Origin of the sequence: Mycobacterium colombiense (genome assembly GCF_001953985.1) — a bacterium.
In the GTDB taxonomy this organism is placed as follows: domain Bacteria; phylum Actinomycetota; class Actinomycetes; order Mycobacteriales; family Mycobacteriaceae; genus Mycobacterium; species Mycobacterium colombiense_B.
Genome location: NZ_MBEI01000049.1, coordinates 124,368 through 146,745, shown reverse-complemented (window position 1 = coordinate 146,745; position 22,378 = coordinate 124,368). Strand labels below are relative to the sequence as shown.

Genomic DNA, 22,378 nt, shown 5'->3' with positions numbered 1-22,378 from the left:
CAGGCATGGGTACGCCCAACGGGCTGAAACCACCGTGGTGGCTGAAGCCGGCGAACAAAGTCTTCATCCGGATGTCGCGGCTCGGCCTGAGCTTCGGCGGCGAAAGCCCGGTGGTGCTGACCGTGCCGGGACGCAAGTCCGGGACGCCCCGGTCGACGCCGGTGACGCCGATGACGGTGGAGGGCAAACGGTATGTGGTGGGCGGCTTCCCGGGTGCGGATTGGATCCGCAACGTCCGCGCGGCCGAGCACGTGACGTTGGCCCGCGGCCGGCACTCCGAGCGCGTGCGGATGGTGGAGTTGTCCGCCGACGCGGCGCGGCCGTTCCTGCGGGCGTACCCCACCGAGGTGCCCACCGGCGTCGGCTTCATGAAACGCTCTGGGTTGGTCACCGACGGTCGCCCCGAGGAGTTCGAGGCGCTGGCCGGCGTGTGTCCGGTATTCCGGCTGGACCCGGCATAGGAGTTCAAACAGATTGAGTGACAACCCTTTTGACGCGCAGGCTTGGCGCCCCGTGGACGGGTTCGGCGACCTGACCGACATCACCTATCACCGGCACGTCGATGACGCCACGGTGCGGGTGGCGTTCGACCGGCCCGAGGTGCGCAACGCGTTTCGGCCGCACACCGTCGACGAGCTCTACCGGGTGCTCGACCACGCCCGGATGTCGCCCGACGTCGGCGTGGTGCTGCTCACCGGCAACGGACCGTCGCCCAAGGACGGTGGCTGGGCGTTCTGCTCGGGCGGCGATCAGCGCATCCGCGGGCGCAGCGGCTACCAGTACGCGAGCGGCGACACCGCCGACACCGTCGACACCGCCCGCGCCGGCCGCCTACACATCCTCGAGGTCCAGCGGCTGATCCGGTTCATGCCCAAGGTGGTCATCTGTCTGGTCAACGGGTGGGCGGCCGGAGGCGGGCACAGCCTGCACGTCGTCTGCGACCTCACCCTGGCCAGCCGCGAGCACGCCCGCTTCAAGCAGACCGACGCCGACGTCGGCAGCTTCGACGGCGGCTACGGCAGCGCCTACCTGGCCCGCCAGGTCGGCCAGAAGTTCGCCCGCGAGATCTTCTTCCTGGGCCGCCCCTACACCGCCGAGCAGATGCATCACATGGGCGCGGTCAACGCGGTCGTCGACCATGCGGACCTGGAATCGGAGGCCATCGCGTGGGCGCGCGAGATCAACGCGAAATCACCTCAGGCGCAACGCATGCTGAAGTTCGCGTTCAACCTGCTCGACGACGGCCTGGTGGGCCAGCAGCTGTTCGCGGGCGAGGCCACCCGGCTGGCCTACATGACCGATGAGGCCGTCGAGGGCCGCGACGCCTTCCTGGAGAAGCGGGATCCCGACTGGAGCCGCTTTCCCCGGTACTTCTGAGGTGCCCGCGCCCGCCTAGACTCCCGTCAGTGAGCAAGAGCCCCCTCCGCCGGATCACCGACCAGTTCGTGCTGGCGACCATGCGACCCCCCATGGCGCCGCAAGTATTGGTCAACCGTCCGCTGATCAAGCCGATCGAGCTGGCCGGCAAGCGCATCCTGCTCACCGGAGCCTCGTCGGGGATCGGCGAGGCCGCGGCCGAACAGTTCGCCCGTGCGGGCGCCACGGTGGTCGTCGTGGCCCGCCGCCAGGATCTGCTGGACGCGCTGGCCGAACGGATCACCACCGCCGGGGGTGAAGCGCTGTCGATCCCGTGCGACGTCTCGGACATGGACGCCGTCGACGCGCTGGTCGCCGACGTCGAAAAGCGTCTCGGCGGGATCGACATCCTGATCAACAACGCCGGCCGGTCCATCCGCCGGCCGCTGGCCGAGTCGCTGGAACGCTGGCACGACGTCGAGCGCACCATGGTGCTCAACTACTACGCGCCGCTGCGGCTGATCCGCGGGCTGGCGCCCGGGATGATCGAGCGCGGCGACGGCCACATCATCAACGTCTCGACGTGGGGCGTGCTGTCGGAGGCCTCGCCGCTGTTCGCGGTGTACAACGCCTCGAAGGCCGCGCTGTCGACGGTCAGCCGGGTGGTGGAAACCGAATGGGGCGACAAGGGCGTGCACTCCACCACGCTGTACTACCCGCTGGTGGCCACCCCGATGATCGCACCGACCAAGGCCTACCAGGGAATGCCGGCGCTGACGTCGGAGGAGGCCGGCGAGTGGATGATCACCGCCGCCCGCACCCGCCCGGTGCGCATCGCCCCACGGATGGCGATCGCCGCCAAGGCCCTGGACACCTTTGGACCCCGGTGGGTTAATACACTCATGCAGCGTCAACGCGTCCAGCCCAACCGCGATAGCTGACCTGCCGACCCGATCGACCGTCGGGAGTTGCCATGTCTGAATTGTGGGCCACCATCGCGTCCGAGCGCGCCGCGCTCGCCGGCGATCTCGCCGACCTGACCCCGGCACAATGGGATACGCCGTCGCTCTGTGCGGGCTGGACGGTCCGCGACATCGTCGCGCACCTGTCAGCGACCGCCTCGCTGAACCCAGCCACGTTCCTACTCGGGATCTCCAAGGCCAAGTTCAATTTCGACAAGTTCGCCAACGACCAGATCGCCAAGCACCGGGGAGCCGACCCGGCCGCGACCCTGGCCGAGTTCCGGGGACTGCAGAATTCCACCTCCGCACCGCCGGGCCCCAAAACCTCCTGGCTGGGTGAGGTTGTGGTGCACGGCGCCGATGTTCGCCGTCCGTTGGGCATCTCGCACACCTATCCGCCCGACGCCGTCCGCCAGGCGATCGACTTCTACAAGGGCTCCAACATGCTGCTCGGCTCCAAAAACCGCGTCGCGGGTCTGGCGTTGTCCGCCACCGACGACGACTGGCGGCACGGAGAGGGCGAAGCGGTCGAGGGCCCGCTGCTGTCGCTGTTGCTCGCCATGACCGGCCGGGCCGCGGCCTGCGACGACCTCACCGGCCCCGGCGTGCCAACGCTCCGCAGCCGATGCGCCCCGGCGCCATAGCCGCGTGGTAGACACGATTTCATGGAGATCCTGGCCAGCCGGATGCTGCTGCGGCCGTCGGACTATCGGCGCTCGCTAGCCTTCTACCGCGACGAGATCGGCCTGGCGATTTGGCGCGACTACGGCGCTGGCACAGTGTTTTTCGCGGGCCAGTCCTTGCTGGAGCTGGCCGGTTACGGCGAGCCCGACCCGTCCCAGGCCGCCTTCCCCGGTGCGCTGTGGCTACAGGTCCGCGACATCGAGGCCACCCAAGCCGAATTGGTGGGCCGCGGGGTGTCGATCGCGCGCGAAGCACGCCGGGAACCATGGGGCTTGAAAGAGATGCACGTGACCGATCCCGATGGGCTCACGCTCATTTTCGTCGAAGTGCCGCCGGAGCACCCGTTACGGCGTGACACCCGTGGTGAACAATAGGGAAACGCCGGTTAACTGAGAGGTAACATCTGGCGACGGTTCAAGGTACACCCGTAATTCGCCTCTCCCAGCATTCGACAATAGAAACCTCCTACCACCAGAATCAGGCGCTGTGAACATCCAATTGTTCCTCTTGATCATTGTCGTAATCACGGCATTGGCTTTCGATTTCACGAATGGCTTCCACGACACGGGCAACGCGATGGCGACCTCGATCGCCAGTGGTGCGCTCAAGCCGAAAGCAGCGGTCGCGCTGTCCGCGGTGCTGAACCTCGTGGGCGCGTTCATGTCCACCGCCGTCGCCGCGACGATCGCCAAGGGCTTGATCGACGGGCACATCGTGACGCTGGAGCTGGTTTTCGCCGGCCTCGTCGGCGGCATCGTGTGGAACTTGCTGACCTGGCTCCTCGGCATCCCCTCGAGTTCGTCGCACGCCTTGATCGGCGGCATCGTCGGCGCCACCATCGCCGCCGTCGGTGCACACGGGGTGATCTGGAAGGGCGTGGTGTCCAAGGCGATCATCCCGGCGGTCGTGTCGGCGATCCTGGCGATCGTGGTCGGCGCGGTCGCGACCTGGCTGGTCTACCGGATCACCCGCGGCATCCCGAACAAGCGCACCGAGGCCGGCTTCCGGTACGGGCAGTGGGGCTCGGCGTCGCTGGTTTCGCTGGCGCACGGCACCAACGACGCGCAGAAGACGATGGGCATCATCTTTCTGGCGCTGATGTCCTACGGCTCGGTCAGCAAGACGGCCTCCATGCCGCCGCTGTGGGTCATCGTCGGCTGTGCGGTGTCGATGGCGCTCGGCACGTATCTGGGCGGCTGGCGGATCATCCGCACCTTGGGCAAGGGCCTGGTGGAGATCCAGTCGCCGCAGGGCATGGCAGCCGAATCCTCTTCGGCCGCAGTGATTTTGCTCTCCGCCCACTTCGGCTACGCGCTGTCGACCACCCAAGTCTGTACCGGCTCGGTGCTGGGCAGCGGGCTGGGCAAGCCGGGCGGCGAGGTCCGCTGGGGCGTCGCCGGCCGCATGGGTGTCGCGTGGCTGGTCACGCTTCCGCTGGCCGGGCTGGTCGGTGCGCTGACCTACTGGATCGTGCACCTGATCGGCGGCTACCCGGGCGCCATCGTGGGCTTCGCGCTGCTGATCGCGGTCTCGGCGACCATCTACATCCGGTCGCGCAAGGTCAAGGTGGACCACAACAACGTCAACGCCGAGTGGAAGGGCGATTTGACCAGCGGGCTCGAGGAGTCCGACGATCACCACCCGCCCTCGGACCCCGGACCCACGGTCGGCGGCGGTACGACCCCCCGATTCGACTCCGACGATCCCACCATTAAGGCGAATGCGTGATGAGTCACTTCAGCGACTGGTTCAACTACCAAGCCTCCCTTAAGATCCTGCTCTTCTCGATGCTGGCCGGCGCCGCGCTGCCGGGTCTGTTCGCGCTGGGGCTGCGATTCCAGGCGATCGGCGGCGGGCAGGCCGGCACCGATGGTGGCTCCCCGCAGAAGAATCCGGCGCTGCTGGCCATCGCCTGGGCGATCTATGCGGTGGTGATCCTGGTGATCGCCTTCGCGCTGGCGTACATCTCGCGGGACTTCATCGCGCATCACACTGGCTACCCTTTCCTCGGAGCCAAAGCGAAGTAGCATCGATTGGTGCCCACGGATTTGCGAAGCCAAACACCGGGGGGTGTAGTCAGAGCGTGAACGGATTCCTGAATTCGATCGTCTCCTGGCTCCGCGCGGGATACCCGGAGGGCGTGCCGGCGACCGACACCTTCCCGGTGCTCGCGTTGCTGGCCCGCCGGCTGTCGAACGACGAAGCCAAGGCGGTGGCCTGCGAGCTGGTTCGGCGCGGCGAGTTCGACGACGTCGACATCGGCGTGCTGATCACCCAAATCACCGATGAGTTGCCGTCACCCGCCGACGTCGAGCGGGTGCGGGTGCGGTTGGCGGCCCAGGGCTGGCCCTTCAACGACGCCGACGAGGCCGGGGACCCGGCATAGCCGTACTGCGCGCACTGGACGTCCCGCCGGGTTCGGCGGCCTCGTCACTGCTGCCCACGCTGGAACGGGTGCTGAACGGGCGTGACCCCGCACTGGTCGCCCTGCCCGCGGGCGACGACCGCGAGTCGGCTGCGCTGCGGGCGGGCCTGCGCGTCGGGGAGGCCATCGACGACGACGTGGCCCTGGTGGCGGCGACGTCGGGAACCACCGGAATTCCCAAGGGCGCGTTGCTGACCGCCGCCGCTTTGACGGCCAGCGCGGCGGCCACCCATGACCGCCTCGGCGGGCCGGGCAGCTGGCTGCTCGCCCTGCCGCCCCACCACATCGCCGGCGTGCAGGTTCTGGTGCGCAGCCTGCTCGCCGGCTCGGCGCCGGTCGAAATGGACGTCTCCGCCGGATTCGACGTCGCCCAATTGCCCGGTGCGATAAGGGCATTGGGCTCGGGGCGGCGTTACACATCGCTGGTTGCCGCGCAACTGGCCAAGGCGCTCGGCGACCCGGCCGCCGCGGGCGCCCTCGCCGAACTGGACGCCGTGCTGCTCGGCGGAGGACCCGCGCCACGACCGGTCCTCGACGACGCGGCCGCGGCGGGCATCACCGTGGTCCGCACCTACGGGATGAGCGAGACCGCCGGGGGCTGCGTGTACGACGGCGTCCCGCTGGACGGGGTGCGGCTGCGCACGGTCGACGGGCGCATCCTCATCGGCGGCGCGACGCTGGCCAAGGGCTACCGCAATCCCGTTGACCCGGATCCGTTCGCCGAGCCGGGCTGGTTTGCGACCGACGATCTCGGCGCCGTCAGCGACGCGGGCGTGCTGACCGTGCTGGGCCGGGCCGACGACGCGATCAGCACGGGCGGGCTGACCGTGCTGCCGCAGCCGGTCGAGGCGGCGCTGTGCACGCATCCGGCCGTGGGCGATTGCGCGGTGTTCGGGGTGGCCGACGACCGGCTGGGCCAGCGGGTGGTCGCCGCGATCGTGGTGCGCGACGGGGCCGCCGCGCCCACCCTGGACGCGCTGCGCGCGCAGGTGACCCGAAGCCTGGATGCCACCGCCGCGCCGCGCGAGCTGCACATCGTCGACGCGCTGCCGCGCCGCCACATCGGCAAGGTCGACCGGGTGGCATTGGTGCGCCGATTCGCCGGCCCGAGCGATCAATAGGCTGTTCGTCCGTGAGGATCGCTCGACGAGACGCGGTGCGCGAGGCGGTAGCGGTCACGGTCGGGGTGTTGCTGGTGGCGGCGGCGTTCGTGCTGCCGCGGGTGAACTCAGGCGTGCGGCCTCGTCTGGACGTCGGTGCCGAGAAGTTCGCCACCCACGCCGGCGCCGCACCGATCTTCGGCGAATGGCTGATCCACGCCGGCTGGGGCACCGGGCCGGCCATCGCCCTCGCGATCGCCGTTGTCGCGTGGGGACCGATTCTGGCGCAACGCCTTTCGTGGCGCGCACTGACGCTGGGCAGCTGGGCCACCGCGTGCGGGTGGGCGTTCGCGCTGGCGATGATCGACGGCTGGCAGCGCGGCTTCGCCGGCCGGCTGACCACCCGTGACGAGTACCTGTCGCAGGTGCCGAGCATCACCGACATCGGTGCGACGCTGCGCACGTTCGCCGGCCGAATCGTGGACTACCAGCCGAACTCGTGGACCACCCACGTGTCCGGGCATCCGCCCGGCGCGCTGCTGACGTTCGTCTGGCTGGACCGGCTCGGCCTGCACGGCGGCGCCTGGGCCGGGCTGCTGTGCCTGCTGGCCGGCTCGAGCGCGGCGGCCGCGGTGGTGATCGCCGTGCGCGCGCTGGCCGACGAGCGGACCGCGCGCCGCGCCGCACCGTTCGTCGCCCTGGCGCCGACGGCGATCTGGGTGGCGGTGTCGGCCGACGGCTACTTCGCCGGGGTGGCGGCGTGGGGCATCGCGCTGCTGGCCGTCGCGGTGCACCGCCCGGTCCGCTTCCCCGCGCTGACGGCCGCGGGCGCGGGACTGCTGCTGGGCTGGGGGGTGTTCTGCAACTACGGCCTGATGCTGATGGGGTTGCCGGCGTTGGCGGTGCTGGCCTCCGCCCAGCGGCCGGGCAACCGCTGGGCGGACTGGCGGGCGATCCTGCGGGCTTTGGGCCCGGCGGCGCTGGCCGCGATCGCGGTGGCGGTGGCCTTCGCCATCGCGGGCTTCTACTGGTTCGACGGCTACGCCCTGGTGCAACAACGCTATTGGCAGGGCATCGCCAAAGACCGCCCTTTCCAGTATTGGAGCTGGGCCAACCTGGCGTCCGTGGTGTGCGCGATCGGGTTGGGCGGGGTCGCCGGAATCAGCAGGGTGTTCGACTGGCCCGCCATCCGCCGCCGCTCCGGTTTTCACCTGCTGCTGTTGGGCATGCTGGCCGCCATCGTCTTCGCGGACCTGAGCATGCTCAGCAAGGCCGAGGTGGAACGCATTTGGCTGCCGTTCACCGTCTGGCTCACCGCGGCGCCCGCACTCCTGCCGGTGCGTTCACACCGGATCTGGTTGGCGCTCAACGCCGTCGGCGCGCTGGCGCTCAACACGATCATCCTGACGAACTGGTAGCCCGCCTAGAGGCCGGCCGCGCGGGTGACGCGCGCGAAGCGGCTGGTGGGTGCGCAGGCGTCGCGCACCACCGCGACGTCGTCGACCACGTCCACGTCGGCCAGCGTCTCGACATTCACCACGTCAATGCCGTTGTCGCGCAATGCCTTCAAGGTCAGATCGCCGGTGTCGGGGGCGGACATCGGCACGGTGCGCAGGCACTGCGCCATGGATGGCTCCCCCACGCCGAGCACCCACCAGCCACCGTCGCGGGCCGGCCCGAGCACGGCCTGCGTCTCGAGCAGCCGGCGCGCGCAGCCGGCCAACAGGTCCGCGCTCACCTGGGGGGTGTCCATGCCGATCTGCAGCACCGGAAACCCGCCGGCCGCGTCGGCGTGCGCGTTGGCGAGCCGGGCCGCGAAATCCGCACCGCGCTGGGCGATCACCGTGAACGACGCCAGCCGCCGCCGGATCTCGGCGGCGTTCGCCGCCCCGTCCAGGTCGCCCGCCAGCGCCACCACCCGCGCGGCCACCGGGGCGGCGGCCACCGCGTCGAGCGTGTCAAGCAGTGCGGCGGCGGCGATTTCGGCGGCGACCCGGTCTCCCACGGTCGCCGCGAGCCGCGTCTTGGCCCGGCCCGGCTCGGGCGCCTTGGCGACCACCAGCAGGGTCACCGGCAGCGCGCTCACGAAATCACCTTCCAGAAGTCGAGGATCGCGGTGATGCTGCCCCGCAGCGAACCGCTGACCTTCGACTTGCCGCCCGTCCGCGGGCCGTAGCTGACATCGAGTTCGACGACGCGCCAGCCGGCGGCCGCGGCGCGCACCAGCAATTCCAGCGGATATCCCGACCGCCGGTCGATGACGCCCAGTTGCAGCAGCGCTTCGCGGCGGGCCACTCGCATCGGTGCGATGTCGTGCACCGGCAGGCCGTGTCGCGTGCGCAGCCGCCAGCTCATGACGACGGTGCCCACCCGGGCCACCCACGGCCAGTGCAGCCCGCGCACCGGGCGGCGCCGGCCGGTCACCAGGTCGGCGCCCCGCTCGAGCTCGGCGACCAGCCTGGGCAGATCGCCGCCGTCCATCGAGCCGTCGGCGTCGATGACCGCCACGATCGGGGTGGTCGCGGCCAGCACGCCCGCGTGGACGGCCGAGCCGTATCCGGCCCGCGGTTCGGCGACGACGCGCGCGCCGTGCCGGCGCGCGACCCCGACGGTGTCATCGGTGCTGTTGTTGTCCACCACCAACGCCCGGTAGCCGGCGGGGATCGCGGCCAGCACCGCGGGCAGCGACTCCTCTTCGTTGAGGCAGGGCAGGACCACCGTCACCAGACCGTCGGCCCCGGGCACGCTCAGAATCCGCGGTGGGGGTGTGGCTCCTGCGGGTACATCGGCTGCTGCGGGTATATCGGCTGCGAATGCGTCGGCGGCAGGCTCTGCTGGGTGTGCGTCGGCGGCGGCGCCTGGGTGGTTTGGTGGGTGCTCGGCGGCGAATAGGTGCTCGTCGGCGGCGCATGCGTGGTGCTCGGCGGCGAATACGTCGTCGTCGGAGGCGAATACGTCGTCGTCGGCGGCTCGTGCGTGGTGGTCGGCGGCGAATACGTCGTCGTCGGAGGCGAATACGTCGTCGTCGGCGGCTGGTACGTGGTGGTCGGCGGCGAGTAGGGCGTGGTCGTCGGCGGCGTGTAAGGCGGGTTGTAGGGAGGGTTGTACGGCGGGTAGTTCGGCCCCCACCCCGGGATCGGGATGGGAATCGGAATAGGCACCGGCACAATGGGATTCGGGCGAGGCGCCCAACCCGGGTTGGGGTTGGGCACCGCACCGGGGTTGACCGGCGCCTCGGGCGCGGGGACGGCCGGCACGCCGCCTCCCGACGGGGGCGCGACCTGCTGGGGGGCATTGTTGGGAGCCGGGACGGTGCCGCCCTGGAATCCCGCGTTGGGCGCATCGGCCGGGGGCGGGGGCAGCGGCGCCTGCTGCTGGCTCGGCAGGATCGGCATGAACTTGCCGGGGGTGCCGTTCTGGACGCCCACCACCGGCTGCCGGCTGGCGGTCGGCTCCACGGCGACCGCGATCGCGGTGGCCAGCGACGCCAATCCGACGACCGCGAAGGCGACGACGGCGTTGCCGATCACCAGCGATCGCCGCGACAGCTTCGTCGGCGCCTCCTCGTCGACGTCGCCGTACTCGTAGTCGTCGAATTCGGGGTCGTACTCGTCGAATTCGCCCGGGTACTGCTCCCCCTCGTCGGCCATCGAATAGGCCAGCTGATGGTCTTCGGCGTTCGGATCGGCGAATTCCGATGCCGGCACCACGGTGGTCTCATCCCCGGCGAGGGCCGCCGCCGGGGCCGCGGCGGTGGCATCCCCGAACGCCGGCGCCATCGCGGTGGCATCCCCTGCCGCCGGCGCCATGGCGGTCTCGTCGCCAGTCAGCCCGATCGCCGGCGCCATGGCCGTCGCGCCGCCGGCCCCCAGCACCGCCGCCGGCGCGGCGGCGATCGCGGCGCCGCGCGCGAGCGCAAAGGTGGGATCCTCGGCGACCCGCACCCGCATGGTCGACCCGTCGCGAAGCTCGTCGGCGACCCGATTCAGATCGGGCGACGCACCGAGCAGATACACATCCTGCGGGGCGTCGGGGTGGGCGCTCAGGTTGGCCATCATGGTGTGGAACGCGGCCGTCGCATCGCCGCCCGACGCACCCGCCAGCGGCTGGCTGGCCAACACGGTCGGCGGCGCGTCGGGATCGCCGTCGCCCGACCCCACCATCGACAGCGTCGCGGTCGCGTCGTCCATCACCAGCGCCGCGCCGGGCCGGCCGGCCGCGCGCATCAGGGCGGCCACCGCCTGCGATTCCGAGAGCACCGCGACGTTGTGCACGCCCGAGTCCTCCAGCGCCCGCCGCAGCTGATCCGCCGCGGGATGGTCGGTCCAGCACAGCCGGGTGCCGACCAGCCGGTGGTTCTCACCGGCCAGCAGCCGGTTCGTGCCGACCACGGTCTCGGTCAGCGTCCCGATCGGATTGTCGGCGAGGTCGACGACGGATTGGTCGATCACGTCGGCCCCCTGCGCGCCCGACCCGACCAGGGCCAAGCGCGCGACGGGTCCGGTGACCGCAACCCCCAAAACGACGTCCATCCCGGTTCTCCTTCAGGCCGGCTACCCCGCAACCAGCAATGTCCCGGCATCATTACACTTGCGATACCGTTGATAATTCAGGCGACGAGCTTCGTCTACTAGCGCAGCGTAACCAGCTTTTCGAACGACAGGACGCCTCACCGCGGAATCATCTCCGCCCCAGCAGCCGGTCACACCCCCTGCCACGGCATCCGAACGGAGAATATGTTCGCAAGCGAGCAGTGCATTTCACTCGGCGGGGTAATCCCTCGCCGAAGGTTCGAAACCGCGCCAAGAATATCCGTCCTTGAATCCGGGGGGGCATGGTGAGCCAGAGCCACGACGAGACGCCGACCGGTCCCATCCGTGGTCAGACGCAGCAGGCACCGACGCCGCGCATCATCCGCCCGCACGCCACGGGTGGCGCCGCGGCCGAGGCCACCGAGACGAAGCGGTACCGGCACGTCGTCGGTGACCTGACCGCGGTGGCGCTGCTGGTCCTCGCGGTGTTCCTGCCGTGGAACCTCTACTTCGGCGTCGGGATCCCGGACAGCAGCACGATCCTGTTCGGGGTGCTGATCGCGGTGACGGTGCTGGCCATCGTCGCGGTCGTGGTCGCCGGTTCGTGGCGGTCGGCCGGCGCGCGGTTCAACCCGGCGCGGGCCGCCCGGATTCGCCTGGCGCTCAACGTCCCCTACCTGCTGCTGGTGCTCGCCTTCGTCGTGTTCGACGCGTACGAGACCGTCCGTTTCGGTGGCACCGTCAACGTGCCGGGCGGTGTCGGGCCGGGTGCCTGGGCCGGGATCGCCGGCTCGCTGTTGAGCGCCCAGGCGGTGCCGGCCGGCGCGCTTGCCGGACCGGTTCCGGCCGGCGACGAGTCCACCGGGTGGCACAGGTCGGCGCGGGTCATCGGCTCGTTGTCGATGCTCGCGGCGGTGCTCAGCTTCGGTTTCAACCTGTACTGGCGGGTGCGGTACGCGCTGCAAAGCACCGGCGGCGCCGAGGAATTCGGCAAGCAGAACATCGCCGTGATCGCGACCGCGGTGGTGTACGGCGTGGTGGCGCTGGTCGCGGTGCTGGTCGCCTCGCGGTGGCTGCTGCGCAGCGCGCGGGAGAGCCGGCTGACGACCGTCGCGCTCGGCGCGTCGACGCTGGCCGCCGGGGTCCTGGTGTGGTTCCTGCCCGTGGGTCGTGACATCGACGCGTTCCACGGCATCGCGCAGAACACGTCCACCGCCGGCGTCGGGTTCGAGGGCTACCTGGCGTGGGCGGCCGGCGCGGCGCTGTTCGCGCCCCGGGCCCTGTTCGGTCACCGGAACGCCTCGCCGACGGAGGAGTCCGCGTGGCGCGCGACGACCCGAAATGGCTTGCTGCTCATCGCCGTTTGGTCCGTCGGGTCGGTGGCGATGCGGATCACCGACCTCGTCGTCGGCGTGATCCTGAACTACCCGTTCTCCCGGTACTCCAGCATCGTGCTGGCCGCGTTCGATCTGGCCACCGCGGTGCTGGCGATCTGGCTGCGCCGCAGGCTGGCCACCCTCTCGGCGAGAATGGTCACATCGCTGTGCGGGCTCGTCGCCACGCTCAGCGTTGCCCGCGTCGTCGTCGGCCTCGAACTGGCGCCGCGATTCGAAGACTCGCCCAATTCGCCGGCGCTGCACCCGGTCTACGGCAACAACCTGGCCCAGCAGATCACCAGCACGTTCGACGTGACGCTGTGCGGACTGGCCCTGGGCATCCTGGTGGCGGCCATCGTCACCGGCCATCTGAGCGGCCGGCGGCTGGCCCGTCGCGCCGCCCGCCGGCGCGCCGCCGCGGCGAATGCGGCGGCAACGACCACCCGGGTCCCAGTGGGCCAGGGCGGCGGCCCGTCGTCGGCGGCGACCACCCGCATCCCGGCCGGCGTCCCCGGCGGGGACAACGAACCGCCCACCACGGAGATACCGCCGCTGGCCAACGCGCCCAGGATCTTCCGCGGCGACGACTCCGGCACGCGCCAGATGCCCGCGCAGAAGCCGCAGATCTACCGTCCCCCGCAGGGTTAGCGAAGGGGTGCGAACGCGAACTCGCGCAGCCCATCACCCGGTGCGACGGCCGCGCGGAAACCGAGCACCTCGGCGGCCCGCGATGGATCGGCGACGATGTGGCGCACGTCGCCGCTGCGGTACTGCCCGGTGATGACCGGGGACAACGAGGCGGCGCGCGCGTCGCACAGCGCGCCGGCCACCTGTGCAATCGAAATGGGTTGTCCCGAGCAGACATTGACTGCGGTGAAACCCTCGCTCCACTGTGTCGCCGCGACGTTGGCGGCGGCCACGTCGTCGACGTGGACGAAGTCGCGCATCTGCCCGCCGTCCTCGAAAACCTCTGGCGGGTCACCCTTTTCCAGTGCCGACCGGAAGATCGCCGCCACCCCGGAGTAGGGGGTGTCACGCGGCATGCCGGGGCCGTAGACGTTGTGGTAGCGCAACGCCATCACCGAGCCGCCGGTGGCCTCCGACCACGCCAGCGCGTAATGCTCCTGGGCCGTCTTGCTGGCGGCGTAGAGGCTTCGCGGCCGCAGGCAGGCGTCCTCGTCGACCAGGCGCCACTGCAGTTCCTCCCCGCCGATCGGGCAGAGGTGCTCGAAGATTCCGGCGTCGAGGTCCGCGCGGCGCCGCGGCAGCGGATCCACGGGTCCGTGTTGTTCGCAGTGATAGCGCCCCTGCCCGTACACCACCATCGACGAGGCCAGCACCAGACGCTGCACCCCGGCGGCGAACATCTGCGCCAGCAGGACGGTGGTGGCCAGGTCGTTGTGGCCGCCGTAGGCGGGGGCGTCGGCGGCGTCCACACCCGCACCCACCATCGCCGCCTGATGGCACACCACGTCCACGCCTGCCAGCAGCGGGGCCAGGGCGTCGGCGTCGCGCACGTCGACGCGATGACATCCCTGCGGCAGCACCGGGTTTGGGCCGTGCGCGGCGGGCAGTAGCGCGTCGACGGAGACCACGTCGTGGCCCGCGGACCGCAGCGCGGCATCCACCCGCGAACCGATGAAGCCGGCCGCCCCGGTCAGCAGCACCCTCACGGCAGCTCGATGGGCAGGGTGACCCCGGCGTGCGGCAGGCAGTGCGTGCAGCTGCGGTCGGCGGCGATCCGGCCGATGGCCCGGCCGACCAGCGTTTTGAACACTTTGATGTTCTTCTCGAATTCGGCGAACACGTCGACGGTCTTCACGCCTTCCCCCGCGCTCACACCGGCATCCAGGTCGGTCACCAAAGCGATTGCCGCATAGCACATTTCAAGCTCGCGGGCGAGCGCCGCCTCCGGATAGCCGGTCATGTTGACCAGCGAGAACCCGGCGGAGGCGAACCACCGGCTCTCGGCGCGGGTGGAAAAGCGCGGCCCCTGGATCACCACCATGGTGCCGCCGTCGACCACGTCGGGCAGGCCGGTCACCGCCTCGCGCAGCGTCGGGCAGTACGGGTCGGCGAAGTCGACGTGGATGCCGCCGGAGTCGAAGTAGGTGTCGGCGCGGCCCCGGGTGCGGTCGACGAGTTGGTCGGGCACCACGACGGTGCCCGGGCCGAGTTCGGGCGTGAGGCTGCCGACCGCGCACGGCGCGAGCACCCGGCGCACGCCGAGCTTGCGCAGCGCCCACATGTTGGCGCGATACGGCACGGTGTGCGCGGAGAATTCGTGCCCGGCGCCGTGGCGGGGCAGGAACGCCACCTCGTGATCGCCGACGGCGCCGACGGTGACCGGGGCGCTGGGCGGCCCGTACGGGGTATCGACGGCGACGTCGCGGGAGTCGGATCCGAAGAACGTGTAGAAGCCGCTGCCGCCGATGACTCCGAGCATCCGACCATTGTGGTGCATGACGCCCGCGGTGATCGCGGGTGCGGGGCCCGGGGATCGACGGCTCGCATCCTGGCAGGATGTTCGTGTGGCCAATTTGGGGCAGTGGGTTTCCGGTGCGCGGCCGCGGACGTTGCCCAACGCGGTAGCGCCGGTCGTCGCGGGGACCGGCGCGGCAGCGTGGCTGCATTCCGCGGTGTGGTGGAAGGCGCTGCTGGCGCTGGCCGTCGCGCTCGCGCTGACCATCGGCGTCAACTACGCCAACGACTACTCGGACGGCGTCCGCGGCACCGACGACGACCGGGCCGGCCCGGTGCGCCTGGTCGGCTCGCGGCTGGCGGCGCCGCGGGCGGTGCTGGCCGCCGCGGTCGCCAGCCTGACCGTCGGCGCGCTCGCCGGGCTCGCGCTCGCGCTGTTCAGCGCGCCGTGGCTGATCGCGGTGGGAGCGGCCTGCATCGCCGGGGCGTGGCTGTACACCGGCGGGTCAAAGCCCTACGGCTACGCCGGTTTTGGCGAGGTCGCGGTGTTCCTGTTCTTCGGGCTCGTCGCCGTGCTGGGCACTCAGTACACCCAGGCGCTGCGGGTGGACTGGGTGGGCCTGGTGCTGGCGGTGTCGACCGGGGCGCTGTCGTCGTCGGTGCTGGTGGCCAACAACCTGCGCGACATCCCGACCGACGCGCGCTCGGGAAAGGTCACGCTGGCGGTGCGGCTGGGCGACGCCCGCACCCGGATCCTGTACCAGGCGCTGCTGGGGACCGCCGGGGCGCTGACCCTGGTGCTGATGCTGGCGACCCCGTGGTGTGCCGCCGGATTGGTGGCCACGCCGCTGGCCCTGCGCGCGGCTGCCCCGGTGCGATCGGGCCGCGGCGGCCCGGAGCTGATCCCGGTGCTGCGCGATACCGGGCTGGCGATGGTGGTGTGGGCGGTCGCGGTGGCCGCGGCGTTGGCGCTGGCTACCTAACGGCCGGGCGCGGGTTACCTATAGTGCAGGCAAAGGCCTCCGAGGGCACCCCGTTTGGGGTACTTTGGCGTCGGCTCGGGCGATAGCGAAGGACCCCAATGAATCAAATTGCCGCGACCAGCGGGCCCAGGAACATCGGCTTGCTCAGCGTGGGGTCGTACCGCCCCGAACGGGTGGTCACCAACGATGAGCTCTGCGAGAACATCGACTCGTCCGACGAGTGGATTTATTCGCGCACCGGAATCAAGACCCGCCGGTTCTCCAGGCGCGACGAATCCGTCACCTCCATGGCGACCACGGCCGGGCTGGAGGCGATCGCCAAGGCCTCACTCGAGCCATCCGACATCGATTGCGTCCTCGTCGCCACCAGCACCCATTTCACCCAGACCCCCCCGTGCGCGCCGGCGGTCGCGACGGCGTTGGGTGCCACCGGCGTACCCGCGTTCGACATCGGGGCCGGCTGCGCGGGCTTCGGCTACGCGCTGGGCGTGGCGGCCGACATGGTTCGCGGCGGGACGGCCGCCAAGGCGTTGGTGCTCGGTTCGGAGAAGCTGTCCTGCACCGTGGACATGCAAGACCGGAGCAACTGCTTCATCTTCGCCGACGGCGCGGCCGGGGTGGTGGTGGGCGAGACACCCGACCAGGGCATCGGACCCACCGTCTGGGGCAGTGACGGCAACCAGGCCAAGGCTATCCGCCAGGACATCGAGTGGATCGATTTCTTGGACAACCGCACCGGCGAGCGCCCGTACCTGCGGCTCGAAGGCAGCGCGGTGTTTCGGTGGGCGGCGTTCGAGATGGGCAAGGTCGGCCGGCAGGCCATGGACGCGGCGGGTGTGCGGCCCGACGAGATCGACGTGTTCCTGCCGCACCAGGCCAACAGCCGGATCAACGAGGTGCTGGCCAAGAGCCTCGATCTGCGCCCGGATGCGGTCGTGGCCAACGACATCGAGCACACCGGAAACACCTCCGCCGCGTCCATCCCCCTGGCGATGGCCGAAGTGCTGGCGACCGGCGCGGCCAAGGCCGGCGACTTGGCCCTGCTGCTCGGTTACGGCGCGGGCCTGAGCTACGCCGCTCAGGTCGTGCGGCTGCCGAGCGGCTAGCCGCGCCCTGATTCTTGGTCGCCGTCCTCATCGGGCGCGGCGTCCCCGTGCAGTCGGGCCTGGAGCAGTTCGCGCTCCCGGCGCCGTCGCTCCCCGGCGATCGCGAGCGCGGCGGTGGCGCGGCGGCGCAGCGGGGCGAACACCCAGATACCCAGCGGCATCGCGATGATCAGGGCGAACAGCACGGCCACCACGATCGGGAACTGTGTGATGCCCGCCAGCCGCGCGACACCGTAGATCACACCGGTCAGCGCCGCCGCCAGCAGCAGCCGCGCCGCCATGTACGCGGCAACGTGGACGGCGACCCGGTTTCCGGCCGGTTGCGCCGTGCCCTCGTCCGCGGCGTGGTTCTCCGTGCTGCCGGTGCTGTCGTCGCTAGCTTCGTGTGACACAGCCTGAGCCTACGGCGCGGGTATATTCGCCCCAAGGAGGTGTTTGGTGCTCTACCTGCTGCTCGTCGTGATTTTGGGGACGCTGATCTATGTCGGCTGGCGTGCGGCCCGGTCGCAGGCCCACCGGCCGAAGACGCGCGTCATCGGGCCCGACGACGATCCAGACTTCTTGCGGCGGTTGGGTCGCGGCGATTAGCAACCCGCGCTAGCCGAGCACTCCCGGATTGTGCTGGTCGCCGGGGAACCCGTCGGCGACGATGGCGGCCAGCTCGGTCAGCGCTTCGCGCGTCCCGCGGCGCAGCCGGTCCAGTTCGATCTCGGCGCCCTCTTCCAGGTGCGGGTCGAACGGCACCAGCTGAACCGCGCGGCAGCGCCGGGAGAAGTGGTCGATCACCTTGTTCATGTCGACCTTGCCCGGGCGGGGCTTCACCCCGTTGATCACCGCGATGGAATTGCGGACCAGCTCCTCGTGGCCGTGGGCGTCCAGCCAGTCCAGCGTCGCCGAGGCGCTGCGCGCGCCGTCGATGGACGCCGAGCTGACGACGACGAGGGCGTCGGCCTTGTCCAGGACCGAGCTCATCACCGAGTGCAGCAGGCCGGGCCCGCAGTCGGTGAGCACCAGGCCATAGAACCGTTCCAGGATGTCCAGGATCCGCACGTAGTCCTCGGCGCTGAACGCGTCCGAGACGGCGGGATCCGTCTCGGAGGCCAGCACCTCGAGGCCGCTCGGGCCCTTGGAGGTGTAGCGGCGCACGTCGCTGTAGCGCTCGATGGTGCCGGCGTCGTGCAGCAGCTGGCGCACCGTCGCCGCCGTCTCCAGCGGGATCTTCTGGCTCAGCGTGCCCCGGTCGGGGTTGGCGTCCACGGCCACCACCCGGTCACCGCGGATCGAGGCGAAGGTGGCGCCCAGCGTCGCGGCGATCGTGGTCTTGCCGACGCCGCCCTTGAGGGACAGGAAGGCGACCCGGTAGGAACCCCGCAGGGGCCGGTTCACCTGGGCGACCAGGTTGTTGTACCGGGTGGCCCGCGGGCTCTCGCCCAGGTTGATCAGGCCGCCGGACAGTTTGAACAGCAGCAGCCGCCAGCCGTCCGACGGCGGCGGGGCGACCGGTCGCAGCAGCATGCCGGTGGACAGTTCCGGGTACGGCGTGTGCGGCAGGTGCTCCGGACGCTGCGGCGGCGCGCCGTGGATCTGGGTGGGCGGCGCGTCCTGACCGTCGTAATAGGCGCCGTATGCGGTCGGGTCGACCCGTGGGATGCCGGTCAGCGGTGTGGGGTCCCACGGCGGCATGCCACCCGGCCTGGGTGCCGTGGGCGGCGCGGCCTGCTGGCGCTCAGGTCCGGGGACGCGGCGTTCGGTGCGGAATCCGGCGAAGGCGCGGGTGGGGGCGTCGTCGCCACCCGATTGGGGCTGCGGCTCCGCGGCCTTCTGCTGGTCCGCCGCCGACGCTGTCTGTGGAGGTATCTGCGTGGTGGGTTGTTCGGGCGACCCCACGCCCGAGGTTGGATGCTCGGTCACTGCACTTCCCCCTTGTTGTGCTTTTTCCGGTGTTGTGCGTTATTCGGGCCGGTTGTGCATCGTCACCCGACGCCGGCATAAGAATGCAGGCCCACAGTGACCAGGTTAACGAAGAACAAATTGAAGACCATGGCCACAAACCCTGCGACATTGATCCAGGCGGCTTTCCGGTCCCGCCATCCGGCGGTCGACCTGGCGTGCAGGTACGCGGCGTAGATCACCCAGGCGACAAATGACACAGTCTCTTTGGGATCCCAGCCCCAATATCTGCCCCAGGCTTCTTCGGCCCAGATGGCCCCGAAAATGACGCCGAAACCGAACACCGGAAAGGCGAAAATCGTCGTGCGATATGCGATGCGGTCGAGGGTCTGCGCGTCGGGAAACCGCTGCACCAGCCGGCTCAGCGCGGTGTGCTCGGTGCGGTCGGAGTCTCCCAGCGGCGACGTCCGCAGCAGGAACAGGATGCTGGCGATGCCGGCGACCAGGAAGACGCCCGATCCCAGGCTGACCACCGACACGTGGATGGGCAGCCAGTAGGACTGCAGCGCGGGCATCACCGGCGCGGCGTTGGTGTAGAGCCAGCGCCCGGACACCGTGAGCAGAATCAGGACCGGCAGCAGCAGAAACACCCACAGCGGGCGGTATTGCGGGCGGCGCAGCACGACCGCCCCGGCGATCAACCCGCACAGGCAGGTCAGGTTGATGAACTCGTACATGTTGCCCCAGGGCACCCGCACGGTGGCCAGGCCGCGCAGCACCAGGCAGGCCAGCAACAGCCCGATGCCCAGGTACACCACGGACAGCCCGGCCCGGCCGACGCGCTCGTCGACCGGGCGCTGGGTGGCCTCTTCCACGACGCCGGGGGTGACCGAGTCGGCGCTGACGGCGCCGGCGAGCACCCGGGCGCGCCGATCGGCGCGGCGCCCGCCGGCGTAGGCCAGCTCGAAGGCCAGCAGCAGCAGCGCGATGACGAGGGCCACCACGGCCGACGTGAACGCCCAGTCGGAGTAGCGCGCCAGCTCGATGTTGACGTGCACCGTATTCATTTGACGTCCACCTCAGGACTCCTCTTGGACGCTGCGGGTGTCGCGTCGGCGTCCGACGCGGTGGGTGTCTCGGCGCGAGCGGCGCCGGAGTCTTCAAGGCCGGTCAGCAGCCGCTCGGACAGCCGCTCGAACTCGTCGCCCCAACCGGAGTTGTCGGTGCGCGCCAGGCCACCCAGTTCGACGTTCACCGTACCGGGCGAGCCGCCACTGTCGGGCGTCAGACGGACCCACACCCGGCGGCGGCGCACCAGCAGCGACACCACCAGACCGCCCATCATCGTGATCGCGAAGAGCAGCACCCAGGTTTGGCCCGGGTCGTGCGAGATCTGCAGGTTGACGAACGGGACGGCGCCGTCGAAGCGGATCACGGTGCCGGCCGCGGGCCCCTGGTCGATCCGGACCGATTGGCCCGCACGCAGATTGACCCGCTTCTCCTTGGTCAACCGATGCTGCTCGATGAGGCGGGGGTCCAGGGTGAACAGCGACTGGGGCCGCCCGGTGTCCAGCCCGGTGTCGCCGCGGTAGATGTCGACGGCGACCGCCGGGGCGTCCAGCGCCGGGAAGCGCGAGGACAACAGCGTGCCTTCCAGCTGCTCGGTCGGGGCCAGCAGGCCCTGGATGGCGATCTCGTGGCTGCGGCGCTCCGCGGCGGTGGGGTAGCTGCCGGCGGGTGGGTCGATGCGCACCACACCCGACGAGAGCAGGGTTTGCGGGTTGTCGGGTCGCCACTGCACGGTCGCCGTGCGGATCTGCCCGTCCGGGTAGGTGACGCTGAAGGTGGGCGCGTAGCCGTGGCCCTGCAGGTACACCCGGTCGCCGCCGAGCCGCAGCGGGTGGTTGACCTCGAGCCGGTAGGGCCGCCACGTGTTGGCGGTCAGGTCCTCGCCGGACTGGTAGTCGATGTTCGCCGCGAACGCGGTGGCCTGCCCCGACGGCAGGTAGTGCGCCGCGAAGTCGTTTACCCGGATGCACAGCGGGTGCAGCGAGGTGCCGTCGACGGTGTTGCCGGCCCGGAACGAGTCGAACGCGGCCGGCGAGGCCGAGCAGAAGCCCGGTCCGCCGTCGGCGATGACGATGACGTTGCCCTCGTAGCCGAACAGCTTGCCGACGGCGACCGCGACCAGCAGGCCCAGCAGCGAGAAGTGGAACAGGATGTTGCCGAACTCGCGCAGGTAGCCCTTCTCGGCGGACACCTCGGCGACCTCGGCACCGGCCGGTTCGGCGCCGTCCTGATGCCGGATGGTGGTGCGCCAGCCGCGCAGCCGTTCGGCCAGCGTGTTGGCCAGGGCGTTCAGCTCGTCGGGCCCGGCCTGCACCTGGTGGCTGGCGTACTTGGGCAGCCGGGCCAGGTTGCGCGGGGCGGCCACCGGGGTGGACCGCAGGCTGCGGACGTGCTCGATCATCCGCGGGGTGAGGCAGCCGACCAGCGACACGAACAGCAGCACGTAGATGGCGGTGAACCAGAAGCTGGAGAACACGTTGAAGGCCTGCAACCGATCCAGCCACGGCCCGATCACCCGGTGCGCCTTCAGGTAGTCGTCGACCTTGCCGGCGTTGAGGTTGCGCTGCGGCAGCAGCGCCCCCGGTATCGCGCCCAGGGCGAGCAGGAACAACAGCACCAGCGCGGTGCCCATCGAGGTCAGCGCGCGCCAGGTGTTGCGGCTCCAGGCGAGAAGGTGCCTCAAATCGGCAACCTCACGTCGGACACGAACGCGTCGCGCAGCCAGGAGATGAAGTCGTTCCACACCCCGGTGACCAGCAGGGCGCCGACCGTGATCAGCAGGACGCCGCCGAAGACCTGGATGGCCCGGGTGTGCCGGCGCAGCCAGCCCAGGCCGCCCACCGCGCCCGCCGAGCCGAACGCCAGCAGCACGAACGGGATGCCCAGGCCGAGGCAGTAGGCGATCACCAGCACGATTCCGCGCGCCACGCTGGCGCCGTCGGTGGCCGAGGCGACGGTGATCACGCCGGCCAGCGTCGGTCCCAGGCACGGCGTCCAGCCCAGCGCGAACACCGCGCCCAGCACCGGCGCGCCGGCGACCGTGCTCAGCTGCCGCGGACTGAACCGGGCCTGGCGTTGCAGAGCCGGGATGAGGCCGACGAACACCAGTCCCATCACGATGGTCAGCACTCCCCCGGCCCGCTGCAGCAGCAGTTGGTTGGTGATCAGCGTGGTCGTCATGCCGAGGACGGCGACGGTGCCGAGCACGAACACGATGGTGAACCCCGCGACGAACAACGCGGCGGATCCCGCGACCCGCCAGCGGGCGCCCGGCGGTGCCTTGATGGCGCCGTCCGGCGGCTGCTCGTCGACGCCGACGACTGCGGCCAGGTACGACAGGTAGCCGGGCACCAGCGGCACCACGCACGGCGAGGCGAACGACACCAGTCCCGCCAGCAGGCACGCACCGAGCGCCACCAGAAGCGGTCCGGCGGCGGCGATCTGGGTGAATCCGCTCATCGCCGTCCCGAGCCG

24 protein-coding genes are annotated in these 22,378 nt (G+C 70.6%); 14 read left to right on the top strand and 10 right to left on the bottom strand.

Annotation, left to right across the window (positions count from 1 at the left end):
* Positions 1-5 precede the first annotated feature (5 nt).
* The 10 genes from A5732_RS12375 (at position 6) to A5732_RS12330 (ending at position 7,945) form a co-directional block, all read left to right on the top strand.
* Positions 6-461: a nitroreductase family deazaflavin-dependent oxidoreductase gene (locus A5732_RS12375; RefSeq protein WP_076050876.1), complete on the top strand. Its 456-nt coding sequence runs from the start codon at positions 6-8 to the stop codon at positions 459-461.
* A gap of 13 nt (positions 462-474) precedes the next feature.
* Positions 475-1,377: a 1,4-dihydroxy-2-naphthoyl-CoA synthase gene (locus A5732_RS12370; protein WP_064951604.1), complete on the top strand. Its 903-nt coding sequence runs from the start codon at positions 475-477 to the stop codon at positions 1,375-1,377.
* 29 nt (positions 1,378-1,406) lie between these two features.
* Complete coding sequence (locus A5732_RS12365) at positions 1,407-2,297, top strand: SDR family oxidoreductase (protein ID WP_065125131.1); 891 nt, start codon at positions 1,407-1,409, stop codon at positions 2,295-2,297.
* A 32-nt stretch (positions 2,298-2,329) separates the two neighbouring features.
* Positions 2,330-2,962 (top strand): maleylpyruvate isomerase family mycothiol-dependent enzyme, encoded by a 633-nt coding sequence (locus A5732_RS12360; RefSeq protein WP_076102331.1) that lies wholly within the window; start codon positions 2,330-2,332, stop codon positions 2,960-2,962.
* A 21-nt stretch (positions 2,963-2,983) separates the two neighbouring features.
* A complete protein-coding gene (locus A5732_RS12355; protein WP_076050879.1) occupies positions 2,984-3,376 on the top strand; it encodes a VOC family protein in 393 nt (130 codons plus the stop codon).
* Between the two features lie 112 nt (positions 3,377-3,488).
* Complete coding sequence (locus A5732_RS12350; protein WP_076050880.1) at positions 3,489-4,730, top strand: inorganic phosphate transporter; 1,242 nt, start codon at positions 3,489-3,491, stop codon at positions 4,728-4,730.
* Positions 4,730-5,029: a hypothetical protein gene (locus A5732_RS12345; protein ID WP_076102330.1), complete on the top strand. Its 300-nt coding sequence runs from the start codon at positions 4,730-4,732 to the stop codon at positions 5,027-5,029. The genes A5732_RS12350 and A5732_RS12345 overlap by 1 nt, the downstream gene beginning before the upstream one ends.
* A 56-nt stretch (positions 5,030-5,085) precedes the next feature.
* Positions 5,086-5,388, top strand: coding sequence for a DUF3349 domain-containing protein (locus tag A5732_RS12340; protein ID WP_064951610.1), 303 nt, complete (start codon positions 5,086-5,088; stop codon positions 5,386-5,388).
* A gap of 68 nt (positions 5,389-5,456) precedes the next feature.
* Positions 5,457-6,548 (top strand): o-succinylbenzoate--CoA ligase, encoded by a 1,092-nt coding sequence (gene menE, locus A5732_RS12335; RefSeq protein WP_253189052.1) that lies wholly within the window; start codon positions 5,457-5,459, stop codon positions 6,546-6,548.
* Positions 6,549-6,583: 35 nt separating this feature from the next.
* Positions 6,584-7,945, top strand: a complete 1,362-nt coding sequence (locus A5732_RS12330; protein ID WP_081396033.1) for a hypothetical protein — start codon at positions 6,584-6,586, stop codon at positions 7,943-7,945.
* A gap of 5 nt (positions 7,946-7,950) precedes the next feature.
* Here the strand turns inward: A5732_RS12330 and A5732_RS12325 are convergent, their stop codons facing one another.
* The 3 genes from A5732_RS12325 to A5732_RS12315 are packed head-to-tail and all read right to left on the bottom strand — an operon-like array spanning position 7,951 to position 11,059.
* Entirely contained in the window at positions 7,951-8,613 is a 663-nt protein-coding gene (locus tag A5732_RS12325; RefSeq protein WP_076102327.1) for a TIGR04282 family arsenosugar biosynthesis glycosyltransferase, read from the bottom strand.
* Complete coding sequence (locus tag A5732_RS12320) at positions 8,610-9,272, bottom strand: glycosyltransferase family 2 protein (RefSeq protein WP_076050885.1); 663 nt, start codon at positions 9,270-9,272, stop codon at positions 8,610-8,612. Before A5732_RS12320 ends, A5732_RS12325 begins: the two co-directional genes overlap by 4 nt.
* A 2-nt stretch (positions 9,273-9,274) precedes the next feature.
* On the bottom strand, positions 9,275-11,059 hold the full coding sequence (locus A5732_RS12315) for a hypothetical protein (protein ID WP_076102326.1): 1,785 nt from the start codon (positions 11,057-11,059) through the stop codon (positions 9,275-9,277).
* A gap of 302 nt (positions 11,060-11,361) precedes the next feature.
* Between A5732_RS12315 and A5732_RS12310 the strand changes: the two genes are divergently transcribed.
* Positions 11,362-13,083, top strand: coding sequence for a hypothetical protein (locus A5732_RS12310; protein WP_076102325.1), 1,722 nt, complete (start codon positions 11,362-11,364; stop codon positions 13,081-13,083).
* Here the strand turns inward: A5732_RS12310 and A5732_RS12305 are convergent.
* Complete coding sequence (locus tag A5732_RS12305) at positions 13,080-14,108, bottom strand: NAD-dependent epimerase/dehydratase family protein (protein WP_076102324.1); 1,029 nt, start codon at positions 14,106-14,108, stop codon at positions 13,080-13,082. The genes A5732_RS12310 and A5732_RS12305 overlap by 4 nt on opposite strands.
* Positions 14,105-14,881 carry an S-methyl-5'-thioadenosine phosphorylase gene (locus A5732_RS12300; RefSeq protein WP_249266682.1) on the bottom strand — a complete coding sequence of 259 codons (777 nt, stop codon included), beginning with the start codon at positions 14,879-14,881 and terminating at the stop codon, positions 14,105-14,107. Before A5732_RS12300 ends, A5732_RS12305 begins: the two co-directional genes overlap by 4 nt.
* Before the next feature lie 85 nt (positions 14,882-14,966).
* On the opposite strand from A5732_RS12300, the gene A5732_RS12295 reads away from it, so the two are divergent.
* Together A5732_RS12295 and A5732_RS12290 are read left to right on the top strand one after the other, a co-directional pair.
* Positions 14,967-15,839: a 1,4-dihydroxy-2-naphthoate polyprenyltransferase gene (locus A5732_RS12295; RefSeq protein WP_076102323.1), complete on the top strand. Its 873-nt coding sequence runs from the start codon at positions 14,967-14,969 to the stop codon at positions 15,837-15,839.
* 98 nt (positions 15,840-15,937) lie between these two features.
* A complete protein-coding gene (locus A5732_RS12290) occupies positions 15,938-16,945 on the top strand; it encodes a beta-ketoacyl-ACP synthase III (RefSeq protein ID WP_076051349.1) in 1,008 nt (335 codons plus the stop codon).
* On the opposite strand, the gene A5732_RS12285 is transcribed toward A5732_RS12290, so the two are convergent.
* The gene (locus A5732_RS12285) at positions 16,942-17,337 is read right to left on the bottom strand and encodes a DUF4229 domain-containing protein (protein WP_076051350.1); all 396 of its coding nucleotides are present in this window, start codon (positions 17,335-17,337) and stop codon (positions 16,942-16,944) included. The genes A5732_RS12290 and A5732_RS12285 overlap by 4 nt on opposite strands.
* A gap of 46 nt (positions 17,338-17,383) precedes the next feature.
* Here A5732_RS12285 and A5732_RS27040 point away from each other — a divergent pair, with 46 nt between their 5' ends.
* Positions 17,384-17,533 (top strand): hypothetical protein, encoded by a 150-nt coding sequence (locus tag A5732_RS27040; protein ID WP_139334537.1) that lies wholly within the window; start codon positions 17,384-17,386, stop codon positions 17,531-17,533.
* 9 nt (positions 17,534-17,542) lie between these two features.
* Here A5732_RS27040 and A5732_RS12280 read toward each other — a convergent pair whose 3' ends face one another.
* The 4 genes from A5732_RS12280 to A5732_RS12265 all read right to left on the bottom strand — a co-directional run bounded on the left by A5732_RS12280 (position 17,543) and on the right by A5732_RS12265 (position 22,363).
* Complete coding sequence (locus tag A5732_RS12280; RefSeq protein WP_076102322.1) at positions 17,543-18,856, bottom strand: MinD/ParA family ATP-binding protein; 1,314 nt, start codon at positions 18,854-18,856, stop codon at positions 17,543-17,545.
* Positions 18,857-18,918: 62 nt separating this feature from the next.
* Positions 18,919-19,902 carry a c-type cytochrome biogenesis protein CcsB gene (gene ccsB, locus A5732_RS12275; RefSeq protein ID WP_076102321.1) on the bottom strand — a complete coding sequence of 328 codons (984 nt, stop codon included), beginning with the start codon at positions 19,900-19,902 and terminating at the stop codon, positions 18,919-18,921.
* Positions 19,899-21,536, bottom strand: a complete 1,638-nt coding sequence (locus A5732_RS12270) for a cytochrome c biogenesis protein ResB (protein WP_076102368.1) — start codon at positions 21,534-21,536, stop codon at positions 19,899-19,901. The genes ccsB and A5732_RS12270 overlap by 4 nt, the downstream gene beginning before the upstream one ends.
* A 47-nt stretch (positions 21,537-21,583) precedes the next feature.
* Positions 21,584-22,363 (bottom strand): cytochrome c biogenesis CcdA family protein, encoded by a 780-nt coding sequence (locus A5732_RS12265; RefSeq protein ID WP_076051353.1) that lies wholly within the window; start codon positions 22,361-22,363, stop codon positions 21,584-21,586.
* Between the last annotated feature and the right edge of the window lie 15 nt (positions 22,364-22,378).